8 protein-coding genes are annotated in these 11,716 nt (G+C 63.7%); all 8 read right to left on the reverse strand.

Going from position 1 to position 11,716, the window contains the following annotated elements:
• Positions 1–181 precede the first annotated feature (181 nt).
• On the reverse strand, positions 182–1,834 hold the full coding sequence (locus AC3RCE_RS21475) for a hypothetical protein (RefSeq protein ID WP_492253902.1): 1,653 nt from the start codon (positions 1,832–1,834) through the stop codon (positions 182–184).
• Positions 1,835–2,120: 286 nt separating this feature from the next.
• Positions 2,121–3,653 (reverse strand): RimK family ATP-grasp domain-containing protein, encoded by a 1,533-nt coding sequence (locus AC3RCE_RS21480; protein ID WP_492253903.1) that lies wholly within the window; start codon positions 3,651–3,653, stop codon positions 2,121–2,123.
• Between the two features lies 1 nt (position 3,654).
• Entirely contained in the window at positions 3,655–4,767 is a 1,113-nt protein-coding gene (locus AC3RCE_RS21485; RefSeq protein ID WP_492253904.1) for a GNAT family N-acetyltransferase/peptidase C39 family protein, read from the reverse strand.
• Positions 4,764–4,886, reverse strand: a complete 123-nt coding sequence (locus tag AC3RCE_RS21490; protein WP_255591048.1) for a hypothetical protein — start codon at positions 4,884–4,886, stop codon at positions 4,764–4,766. Before AC3RCE_RS21490 ends, AC3RCE_RS21485 begins: the two co-directional genes overlap by 4 nt.
• Positions 4,887–5,506: 620 nt before the next feature.
• Positions 5,507–6,211, reverse strand: coding sequence for a two-component system response regulator KdpE (gene kdpE, locus AC3RCE_RS21495; RefSeq protein ID WP_255591049.1), 705 nt, complete (start codon positions 6,209–6,211; stop codon positions 5,507–5,509).
• The gene (locus AC3RCE_RS21500; RefSeq protein ID WP_492253905.1) at positions 6,183–8,978 is read right to left on the reverse strand and encodes a DUF4118 domain-containing protein; all 2,796 of its coding nucleotides are present in this window, start codon (positions 8,976–8,978) and stop codon (positions 6,183–6,185) included. The genes kdpE and AC3RCE_RS21500 overlap by 29 nt, the downstream gene beginning before the upstream one ends.
• A 59-nt stretch (positions 8,979–9,037) precedes the next feature.
• On the reverse strand, positions 9,038–9,610 hold the full coding sequence (gene kdpC, locus AC3RCE_RS21505) for a potassium-transporting ATPase subunit KdpC (protein WP_492253906.1): 573 nt from the start codon (positions 9,608–9,610) through the stop codon (positions 9,038–9,040).
• 10 nt (positions 9,611–9,620) lie between these two features.
• Positions 9,621–11,714: a potassium-transporting ATPase subunit KdpB gene (gene kdpB, locus AC3RCE_RS21510; RefSeq protein WP_218339786.1), complete on the reverse strand. Its 2,094-nt coding sequence runs from the start codon at positions 11,712–11,714 to the stop codon at positions 9,621–9,623.
• Positions 11,715–11,716: the final 2 nt, after the last annotated feature.

Raw genomic sequence — 11,716 nt, forward strand, 5'->3', positions numbered from 1 at the left:
ACGGCGCAACTGAATCGTGCGTGCATGCCTGTCGCTGCATCGAAGGTGGATGACCGCTGTAGGCCACACAGCGACTGCCGTCACGCGCGATTTTCCAACAGAAGGGTGCCATCGGCGACAACAGTCACTGCCTGGTCAAAACTCGGCGATGAACGGCCAGCAGGGGCATGGGCAGCACGCCTCATTCTCCTGTGCACCGCCACACCAGCCCCAGCGCCTTGACTTTCTGCCAGGCACTGGCGCGTTCGTCTGAAAGCACGTCCAGAAAGTCCGACAGGCGTTTGGACTTGACCATGGTGTAAACCGTCAGCAAGGTGGTCAAGGCAAACACGACGGCAAAAATCCCCAGCTTGCGGCCCGGGGGAGCATCGGCCTCGGCCAGCAAATTCATGCCCAGGAAGCCCGTGGTCACGGTGCCGATCAGGCCAAAGATGGTCACGACCGTCAGCCGGACGACGGTGTTGGCCTGGCGGCGCAGGCTGTCCGCGTCCAGGTACTGGTTCATTTCGCCAATGCGCTCCTTGACCTCCGTGTACAGCGGGTCCAGCCCGAGGTGGTTGGCGCACATGCGGAACAGGGCACGCACCTGGGCCTGTTCGGACACTTCGTGGAACCAGTAGCGGTGCGTGAAGCGCAGAAAGCCGGCAAAGCTGTCACGGATCGTGCGCTTGAAGCGGCGCACGCTGGCGGCGTCGGCAATGTCCAGGTTTTTCAGTGCCTCGGCCAGCCGGTCCGAGAACATCAGCAGCGCCGCTTTCTGGAAATGCGCGATCAGGAACAACAAGAAATGCTGGTGCCGGAACTGCGCCAGCACCCCCCGGTCGCGGCAGACAAAAAACGGGCTGTGGGCATCGCCCAGCACCAGCAGCGAATGGCCGCTGCAAAGATACCGCGTGTTGGGAGCCGCGCCACTGTGGCTCCAGAATCGGTCGTAACAAAACCGGTTTTCGAAGTCGGCCAGATGCTCTTCGGCATAGGGCAGGCTGGCGTCGTCGCTGGAGGTGGCCGCCCCGGTCACCAGGCCGAGGCGAACGAAGTCGCTGCGGCTCAGTGCGCGCGGGTTGTCCAGCGCCAGAAAGGCCAGTTGCGGCATGCGGTAGTACTCGATCTGGCGGTAGCGCAAGGGACCGCTGCGCTCCGAATGGTCGCTCACCAGGGGCTCCAGCAGCCAAGCCCAATGGGCGGCGATGCGCGGGGCGCGGTGGCTGCTGACATGGGCCATGAAGAGGTCGCGCTGGTTGGCATCGGACTGGGCCAGCACCTGCCCCGCGGCGTCCAGCCACTCGGCGCTGTACAGGCAGTGCTGCGCATGGCCCTTCGCATCCCAGCTGGCGGGGTAGCCGCGGCCAAAGCGGTACAGCAGTTCCTGCGCCTGGGCCAGCGCCAGGTCGCGGGCGCTGACCTCGACATTGAGCAGCACCAGATCCAGGTCGAGGAAAAAGTAAAGGTCCACATGGACGATGTCGAGCGTGATCGGCGGCGCACCGGGGTGCAGCACCGCCCGCACGGCACTGACGTCGCTGCGCCGGAATACCCGCATCGGTGAACCTGCGGCGCTGCTGCCTTTCTGGCTGCGCCCCTCGCCGTACAGGAAGCGCTGCACGTAGGGCAAGAAGGTCACGAACTCGTTGTAGTGGCGCTCGTGAAAACGATCGCTGTCGCCCGTGAATTCATCCACCACCTCGCGCCAGGGCGAGGCCTCGCCCATGTCCGCCAGCACCTGCCAGGGCTTGGCGTGTCGCCCCTCGGAACCCCGCACCGGCATCAGGCGCAGGGGCCATAACAGGACCTGGCGCAACTCCCGCACGCAGGCGGGATGGGACTCGGTTGACATGCAGTGGCCTTTCGTCTGGTTCGTGATGCCGAGCAAAACACTTGGGGCGTGGGCACCTTGCGCCGACTGGCGGTTCATTCAGCCATCATGGCGTGGGCGCCAGCGCCCATTTCACGTGGTGCAGCCAGGAAATCAATCCCGGATTTCCTCGCGACCTGCCGCAAACCGGGCTTCGGAAACCATGCTAACCAAAACAGCGGAGGATGGGTCCATCGCATCGGCGATCGGCCCATTTCCGAGCAGGCCCGCCGTCCGTAAAAAAGCCGCCAAATGTTCCCGCGTCGAACTACCCAGGCGTCACCGCGTCAGGTTGCAAACGAGACGCGTTGCCACGCTGCGCAGTGGATGTGAATCGGCGTTCCACCTGCAGCAGGAAGTGCGAGAGCAAAGTGGAATACAGCTTGTCGCCCAATGCTGCATCTTCCATGCCAACATCGAGATTGGGGTTGTCGTTGATCTCGATGACATAGACACCAGAGGCCGTGGCCTTGATGTCCACCCCATAAAATCCATTGCCAACCAGGCGCGCGGAATTGACGGCTGCCGCCAGCACCTCTGTGGGCACATCTTGCAGCGGTACGCCCTGCACCCGCCCCTCCGTGTACTTGCCATTTGCTGTGTGCTGCAGTATCTGCCAGTGCCCATTGCACATGAAGTACTTCGCCGCGAAGACCGCTTGCCCCGCCAGAACCCCGACGCGCCAGTCAAAGTCTGTGTACATGTACTCCTGCAGCAGGATGATTTCCGATTCCCTGAGCATGCCTTTCGCAATGTCCTGGAGATGCTCAAAGCTCTCCGCCTTCTTGACACTGCGGCTGAACGCACCATCCGGTACTTTCACCACCACGGGGTAGTCCAGCGTGTGCTCCATGCCGGCCAGCGTGCGCCGGCTGGCCATGCGCGTCACCGGTGTGGCAATGGCATGCTCGCGCAGAAGCTCCGCCAAAAAGGCTTTGTTCGTGCAGCGCAGGATGGACACGGGGTCGTCTATGACCGGCATGCCCTCGGCGACAGCCTTTCTCGCAAACTGAAAGGTATGGTGCGTCACCGCGGTGGTTTCCCGAATGAACAGCGCATCGAACTGGGTCAGGCGGGAGAAGTCCTTCTTCTCGATAAGCTCCACCGCAATTCCCATGTCCTGCCCCACATCAACCAACTTCTTGAGCGTCCTGAGACTGGACGGAGGAAGCGGGTCATCCGGATCGTGCAGGACCGCGAGGTCCATCCGGGGCAGTGGCATGGCGACCATGGGGCGCCAGCTGCGCCGTGTGTACTGGCGGAGCGCTCGAACAAAGACCTCATCGCGCGCAGGCTCGACATCGCGAAGGTCCAACGCCTGTATTCCGCCGAGCTGCCAGTTTGCGGACTGCTCCTGCCGTTCGAGGGTGATCTCCATCAATGGACAACGGAACAGTTCAAAGCTCTTTCGAGCCAGCGGCGCCAGCACGGGGTCCTCCATGACCCCGAAGAACACATGCAAGGTCAGCGTATTCACGGAGCCGGGGATTTCCTTCAGCGGACCGACCAGTCTATTGAGCTGCACGAACGCTTCATCAGGCTGCATTCGCTTGCGCTGAAGGCTGAGTATGGTGTCCACGCTGGGGGTGACCCGGTCGCCACGCGCCTCCGCCAGCAGGGAGCAGTAGTAGCCCATGCTGAGGTAGCCATAAGTCCGGCAAAGGTTCGTGACCTTGCGAAAACGCCCCCGGGCATCCGGCTCCTCCGCGACGAATTGATCGGCGGTGATGACTCTGATCTCGGGCTCGCTCCATCGAAAGTCTGCGAGCTTCTCCACCACGATCACATGTTCTGAAGACAATTTATTTCTTTCCGGAGATGACGACCGCGGCAGTGCGCCTGCGGCGCCCGTACTTGGCGATCTTCTTGAATTCACCAAAGCTGATGGACACTCCGCCGTCCGGGTCACTGGAACGCGCCATAGGGTCCAGAAGGCGAAAAACCGCGCCGTCAAAGCCGGTGATTACCACCCAATGTGGCGTTTTCTCCCGGTGAAGCCGCCACAGACTGATGAGGACAATGGGCAGGCTTCCCATGCGCAATTGCTCAATCACGCTTTCGGGAGAGACGGGCCGGGCATGGACAGGAACGCGGTGAGCCTCCAGTTCCAACCGGAAGTCGTTTTCCACCAGCTGGATGACGTCTTTCTTGAGAGGGTCGCGCACACTGTCCATGAAGAGTGATGCGCCAGCCGCTGCATAGACCGACACGTCAAAGCCGCGGCGCAATGCCGCATGCGCAAGTCCGAAAGGACCACACCCACCATGGCCCGCCGCCATAAAGACCGTTGTGGCCTCACGCCATAGGCGGATTTCGGCGGCTTGATTGACAGGGATGGACGGGTCCACGGCAGACATGGCCATCAGCAATGCGCAGGGCCCACAGGTGAAATCCAGCGTCTGGGCGTAGTGCCGCACCCGAGAGGCGTTCCCTTCTCGCGCCCGCGCGTCGTCGAAGAGATCCTTCTGAAAGCACAAAGCGGCTTCGCCATCGCCGTAGTAGGCAAGCTTGCGGCCCATCCCCACGAATCCATGGCGAAGGAACAGGCGGTGTGCGCAGACATTGGAAGTCCTGCTCTCCAGCCTCAAAACCGCGCACCCGGCTTCTCGCGCGTCCCTGATCGCCGCGGTCAAAAGTTCAGCGGCCATGCCGGAACCCCTTGCGGCAGACGCCACAGCGATCGAGTACAGGCGAGCTACAGAGGATCCCTTGCGGCGCAATACCACGCACGCCCCCTCCAAGCCTTCGCTCGATCTGCACACGAGAACGCGGGCCGACGGGCTGGCCAGCATGCGTTGCCAACTTCTGAACGAGATTCTGTCGTTCTCGAAAGCCGCGCGCTCCAGCCGATCGAGCGCGGCCAGATCGCCACGGTTCGCCGGCTCCACCTTGCTCCGATGGGAAGACGGCTTCATCGAAGACCGCGCCCGGATTTGCGCGCCCCCCGGTCAGATAGCTTCAATGCCATCCACGCGACGCCGATCGGAACCAACAGTACCAGCAGCGCCAGCGACACATGCACCCAGTCATCCATGGATCGACCTTCCGGGATCGCAACGTCTGCGATCCGACAGCCACGCTCCCATGGATGGGGCCCACTGGATGTGGAGCGATGTCAATGGCACGGGAATTCCTCAGCACCAGCGACTTTCACCACGCGGCCAAACTCGGCGTGCGGCAACACGCGCATCACGCAGCACACGGTGTGCAATACATCCTTGCGTTGCACAAGCAAGCTGAGACTTGCCCGCTCGCGGGGCCTGTCCAGACACATTCGGTACCCCCGCAACCGGGCGCCCAGAGCCGAATGAAGTGTCTTTCGCAAGTCCTGTGCGTCGGTGCATGAAGCGACCAGGGGCAGTGCCACCAGAGAGTCCGGACCGTCGCACTCCCCGGGGAAGGGCAGCATGGCCACCCGGTGCAGGCTGATCCCTGCGTATGTTTGCAGCATGTCTTTCGCCACGGGGCAACCTTCAAAAAAAGGGGTAGTGGCATCTATTGAACATGCACCCAGTCTAGAAAAACTGGTGTAAATCGTTCGTAAAAACTGGGGTTCGAGCCGTCAATTCGTTGTCAAATTCCGCGGCCACATCACGCGACGAGGGAAACGCGCCGGGCGCACCGCTGCAGCCCTGGAGCCCATCGCTTGTGGAGTCACACCGCGAGTCGGTACCCCACTCCCGATTCGGTCAGCAGATGACGAGGCTGCGCCGGATCTGCCTCGAGCTTCTGCCTGAGATGCCCCATGTAGATGCGCAGGTAGTGGCTCTGGTCCGACCGCATCGGCCCCCACACTTCGCGGAGCAGCTGTTTCTGGGTGATGACCCTTCCCGAATTGGCGACCAGCACCGACAGCATGCGGTACTCGGTCGGCGTCAGGTGGACTTCAACCCCGCCCTTGCGTACCAGCCGAGCGCTGCGGTCCACCTCCACGTCGCCAAAATGAAAGGCTGGCTCCACCCCATCCACGGTGAGCCCATTTCCTGTCGCCGCACGCGGGCGGCGAAGATTGGCACGCACGCGCGCCAGAAGCTCCCCCGTACCAAAGGGCTTGGTGAGATAGTCATCCGCTCCAGCGTCGAGTGCGGAGACCTTGTCGGCCTCATCGGTGCGCGCAGACAGGACGATGATCGGCACGGCGGACCAGCCCCGCACGTCGCGGATCAGGTCAATGCCATCGCCGTCAGGCAATCCCAGGTCCAGCACCAGCAGATCGGGCTGGCGGGTACCCGCCGCAGACAGTCCTTCGCGCACCGTCGCGGCTTCATGAACCTGCCATCCTTCTGCTTCGAGCGCACTGCGAACGAAGCGCCGGATCTGCGGCTCATCCTCAACCACCAGCACGGTACGTATTTGCATCGTATCCCGGGGCGGCAACGCCCCGCTCCATATCTTCCAAATCGGGATCGGGGGGAGGCTCTCGGCGCGGGAGCGTGATGGTGAATTCCGCCCCGCCCCCGGTTGCGCTGGCAGCGGAGATCGTTCCGCCGTGCGCGTGCACCACCGCCTTGCAGATCGCCAACCCCAGGCCCACGCCCGGTGTCGCCGATTCAGCCTGTCCCCGGGTGAATTTCTCGAACAGCAGGTGTTCCTTGCCACGCACAGAGGGTGGCAGGCCAGGCCCGTGGTCCGTCACGGTCAACACCAGACTCCTTTCTGTCGCAAACGCCTTGATGACAACGGGCGGTGCGCCGTACTTGGCGGCATTCTCAAGCAAATTCACCAGCACGCGCTCAATGAGGACGGGATCGAACTCCACCAGCGGCAAATGGGCGGGGATTTCCGTGCGAACGGTCAACTCCTTCAGCGCGGGCTTGGCGGCGCGTATCGAGGCGCCCACGACTTCCTCGACCGACTGCCAGTCACGCCGCAAGTGGACACTTTGTCCCGAAACATCACTTTCCAGCCTGGCCATGTCCAGCAGGTTGCTGACCAGCGCGTTGAGCTGGTGCGCCTGATGCACGATGGCTTGTGCCACGGCATCGTGCTCCTCCGTCGGCAACCCCTTGAGCGATTCGGCCAGCGTGATCAGCGCCGTCAGCGGTGTTCTCACATCATGGGAGACAGCGCCCAGCAAGGCATTGCGCAGCCGCTCGGACTCCATGTCCACCACCGCCTTTTGCGCGATGTGGACGTAGTGCACACGTTCGAGCGCGATGGCGATCTGCCGGGCCAGGGTATCGAGTTGCTGAGCCTGCTCCGGAATCAGCAGCCACCTTGGGTGCGCGGGCTCCAGCGCCAGCACACCGCGCACCCTCATGGGCGCCTTGAGGGGGACATAGCGCCATGCCTGCGCCGCCAGGGTGCTCGTGGCCAGCCCCGCGCTCTGTCCTTGCCGCAAGGTCCAGTCGGCCACACTTTTGTCAAATTCCTGGGGCAGATCATCGGGGTAGTGAAGGCGGTCCGACGCGTCCAATGCAACCACCACCGCCCTGCCGCCAAAATGCCCCTGCACAGCCGCCGCGCCGATCTCGATGACCTGGCTCGTCTCCAGGGCCGCCGACAGCTCGCGCGCAAGCTCGAACAGCGATTGGGCCCGGCGCTCCCGGCTGTTGGACACTCCGGCCGCGAACCTGAGGCCGGCTGTGAGCTGTCCCACCAGAAGTCCCACCCCGAGCATCACGGCAAAAGTGACCACGTACTGCACGTCGCTGACCGCGAAAGACAGCCGCGGTGATACGAAGAAGAAATCGAAGGCCAGCACATTGAGCAGTGCGGCCATCGCCGCAGGCACGCGCCCGAATCGCATGGCGACCCCGACAACGCCGACCAGGTACAGCATCACGATGTTGGTCAACTCCAGGACGCCGTGCAACAGAGTCGCCATCAACGTGACCGCAATGCTGGCACCGAGCGCCCAGAGGAAGCCCTGCCAGCGCGGGTGTGCGGCCTCGTCGGTTTCCCTGGCCTCAACGCCGACTTTGTGGCTCCAGAGTGCCTGCGGCAACCGCCTCGAACTACCCGCGCGCGCCGTTTCCACGATATCAAGCGAGGGGGCAAGTCCCGCGATTTCCCGGCCCACCTCCCTGGTCGAAGGCCACTTCTGCCACCAGCGCCGCGGCGCAGGACGACCCAGGACCAGGGTGGCGCAATTGAGGTGAAGCGCCTGTGCAGCCAGGGCCGGCGCAACGTGGTCGCCCGTCAGCACCGCCGTCTCGGCGCCCAGCTCCTGCGCCAGTTGCAGCACGGCCAGAATCCTGTCGCGCTGCGGTGCGTCCAGCCTCTGCAGGCGCGGTGTCTCCACGTATGCGGCATGCCACTTCACATTGAGCTGCCCTGCCAGGCGCGCGGCCGCGCGCACGGTCTGCGCGGCATCTTCGTTCGGCCCGACACACGCCAGTATGCTGCCCGAGGTGTTCCAGGCGGCAGACACGCGCTCGCCGGGAGTGCCTGACTGTTCGATCCGCCATCCCAGGACGTCGTCCTCCACATGCTCAGCGGTGCGGCGCAGTGCGATTTCGCGCAGGGCAATCAGGTTGCCCTTGCGGAAGAAGCTCTGGGCCGCACGCTCAGCCTGCTGGGGGACATACACCTTCCCTGCACTCAGGCGGGATATCAGTTCATCGGGGGTGGCGTCGACAAGCACCACTTCGTCCGCGTCGTCCAGCACGGTGTCGGGCACCGTCTCATGGACCCTGATCCCCGTGATCGCACCCACGGTCCCATTGAGGCTCTCCAGATGCTGGACATTGAGCGCAGTCCACACATCGATGCCCGCGGCGAGCAGTTCCTGGACATCCTGCCAGCGCTTGGCATGGCGGGATCCCTGCACGTTGGAGTGGGCAAGCTCATCCACCAGGAGGATGGCCGGCTTGTGTGCAAGGGCCGCGTCCAGGTCAAATTCAAGGAGCAGCCGGCCACGGTACTCCACCTCCTTGAGGGGCAATGCATCCAATCCCGCGAGCAAGGCCGCCGTCTCGGCTCTGCCATGGGTTTCCACCACCCCGATCAGAACGTCGCGGCCAGCACCACGCTCCCGCTGCGCCGCACTGAGCATGGCCCAGGTCTTGCCCACCCCTGCATTGGCGCCGAAGTAGATGCGCAGCTTGCCGCGCGTGGTCTGCGCCTCCTGCGCGCGCAGTTGCGCGATCAACGCATCGGGGTCTGGGCGCTGCATGTCAGCCATGGCGTGCCTGGCTCCAAGCGGGCCCCATGGGCAAGAATGACAAAAGGCGGGATGCGCTGCTACCGTGCATCATTCAAGGCAAGATTCAGTGCCAGTACGTTCACCCTGGGTTCGCCAAGCAGGCCCAGGATCGGCTTTTCGGTGAGCTTGTCGACAAGGGCATTCACGCTCGCCACGGGGACGTGGCGGGCCCGCGCCACGCGGGCGGCTTGGTACTGTGCCGCCGCGACGCTGATATGCGGATCCAGACCGCTGGCGGACGCCGTCACCAGGTCCACGGGCACCGGCGCCAGATTGCCGGGGTCGGCCGCGCGCAATGCCTCCACGCGGGCCTTGACCGCATCGTTCAACGCCGGATTGAGGGGCCCCTGGTTGGAGCCGCCCGACGCCGTCGCGTTGTAGGGCATGGGCGCCGTGGCCGACGGACGCCCCCAGAAATGCGCGGGTTCCGTGAAATTCTGGCCGATCGACGAAGAGCCAACGGCCTGGCCATTGCGCTGCAAAAGGCTTCCCGCAGCCTCGTGGGGGAAAACGGCCTGCGCCGCTCCGGTAACGGCCAAGGGGTACAGCAAGCCCGTCAGCGCGCTGAGGGCTACAAACACGACAAGTGCTGGGCGAAGAATGTTTTTCATGGAAGGTTCCTCAAATCAGCCCTACGGCCACCAGTATCCAGTCAATCAGCTTGATGCCGACAAACGGCACGATCAAACCTCCGAGGCCATAGATCGCGAGGTTGCGGCGCAGCAGGGCCGCCGCCCCCACAGGGCGATACCGCACCCCTCGCAATGCCAGGGGGATCAGGAAGACGATCACCAGCGCATTGAAGATCACGGCCGACAAGATGGCAGACGACGGGCTCGCCAGCTGCATGACGTTGAGCGCGGAAAGCTGCGGATAGGTCGACACGAAAATGGCCGGAATGATGGCGAAATACTTCGCCACGTCGTTCGCTATCGAGAACGTCGTGAGAGAGCCTCGCGTCATCAAGAGCGCCTTGCCAGTCTCAACGACCTCCAGGAGTTTTGTCGGGTTGGAGTCCAGGTCGACCATGTTGCCAGCTTCCTTGGCGGCTTGCGTTCCGCTCCCCATCGCCACGGCGACATCGGCCTGCGCCAATGCCGGCGCATCGTTGGTGCCGTCACCGGTCATCGCCACCAGTCGTCCTTCCGACTGGTACTTGCGGATCAGCGCCAGTTTGTCCTCCGGGGTCGCCTCCGCCAGGAAGTCATCGACCCCGGCCTCCGCGGCGATGAAGGCTGCCGTGAGTTTGTTGTCACCCGTGATCATGACGGTGCGGATGCCCATGCGGCGCAACTCGGCGAAGCGCTCCTTGATGCCGACCTTCACGACATCCTTGAGTTCCACAACACCGAGCACCTGACGCCCTTCCGTCACCACCAGGGGGGTGCTTCCCCGGTACGCCACCTGGTCGGCGGCGGCCGCCACTTCGTGTGGCATGGCGCCCCCCAGCGCTTCCACATGCCGCGCAATGGCTTGCACGGCTCCCTTGCGCAGCATGGTTGCGGGCTGCCCGGACGCTTCGACGGCAGGGAGGTCGACACCGCTCATCCGCGTCTGCGCAGTGAAAGGCACAAGCAGCACGCCCTGCGGATTCTCGTCGGGGGTGCCCGAACGGCGGGCCAGCTCGACGATGCTGCGCCCTTCAGGCGTCTCGTCCGCAAGCGATGCCAGCAAGGCTGCGCGGGCCAGGCGGCCAGGTGAAACCCCTGGAGCAGGCAGGAACGCACTGGCTTGGCGATTCCCGTGGGTAATGGTCCCGGTCTTGTCCAGCAGGAGCACATCGACATCTCCTGCGGCCTCCACGGCCCGCCCCGAGGTCGCAATCACGTTGGCCTGCATCATCCGGCTCATGCCAGCCACGCCAACGGCCGACAGCAGTCCACCGATGGTGGTCGGGATGAGGCACACCAGCAGGGCCACCAGGGCCGTCAGAGAGACGACAGTCCCAGCCGCTGACGCCTGCACGCTGAAGATCGAAAAAGGCAGCAGGGTGACGGTGACCACCAGGAACACAATCGTCAATGCCACCAACAAGATCGTCAAGGCGACCTCATTGGGCGTCTTTTGCCGCTTGGCGGCCTCCACCATTCCAATCATCCGGTCCAGGAAAGACTCGCCTGGATTCACGGACACGCGCACCACGAGCCAATCGGAAAGCACGCGGGTGCCGCCCGTCACGGCGGAGAAGTCCCCACCGGACTCGCGAACCACCGGCGCAGATTCGCCGGTGATGGCACTTTCGTCGACAGAGGCTACGCCCTCGATCACTTCACCATCCAGCGGAATCACATCGCCCGCCTCCACCAGCACCACGTCGCCGCGGCGCAAGTTGGTGGCCTGCTCCGGCAGGAACGCGGAACCATGGACCGGCTCCTTGAGTTTCTTGGCCCAGGTTTCCTTGCGCAATCCACGCAAGGAGGCTGCCTGGGCCTTGCTGCGGCCTTCGGCCAACGCTTCGGCGAAGTTGGCGAACAGCACCGTAAACCAGAGCCAGACGGTGATGGCCAGCACGAAGCCCGGGCGCATGCTCGCATCCGCCGGTGCATTGAGGGCATGCAGCCACAGCAGCGTGGTGAAGATGCTGCCGATGTACACGATGAACATCACCGGGTTGCGCCATTGAACCAGCGGGCTGAGCTTGGCCAGCGCCCCCCAGAACGCTGTCCGGATCAGGACAGGATCCAGCAGAGAAGTAGAAGTATTCTTTTTAGTCATCG

The organism is Acidovorax sp. GW823-FHT05D11 (assembly GCF_058795695.1).

Bases quoted from the DNA above. Each gene is read 5' to 3' on its own strand.
- AC3RCE_RS21475 (WP_492253902.1), bottom strand. From the start codon at position 1,834: ATGTCAACCGAGTCCCATCCCGCCTGCGTGCGGGAGTTGCGCCAGGTC.
- AC3RCE_RS21485 (WP_492253904.1), bottom strand. From the start codon at position 4,767: ATGAAGCCGTCTTCCCATCGGAGCAAGGTGGAGCCGGCGAACCGTGGC.
- AC3RCE_RS21490 (WP_255591048.1), bottom strand. From the start codon at position 4,886: ATGGATGACTGGGTGCATGTGTCGCTGGCGCTGCTGGTACTGTTGGTT.
- kdpE (WP_255591049.1), bottom strand. From the start codon at position 6,211: ATGCAAATACGTACCGTGCTGGTGGTTGAGGATGAGCCGCAGATCCGG.
- AC3RCE_RS21500 (WP_492253905.1), bottom strand. From the start codon at position 8,978: ATGGCTGACATGCAGCGCCCAGACCCCGATGCGTTGATCGCGCAACTG.
- kdpC (WP_492253906.1), bottom strand. From the start codon at position 9,610: ATGAAAAACATTCTTCGCCCAGCACTTGTCGTGTTTGTAGCCCTCAGC.
- kdpB (WP_218339786.1), bottom strand. From the start codon at position 11,714: ATGACTAAAAAGAATACTTCTACTTCTCTGCTGGATCCTGTCCTGATC.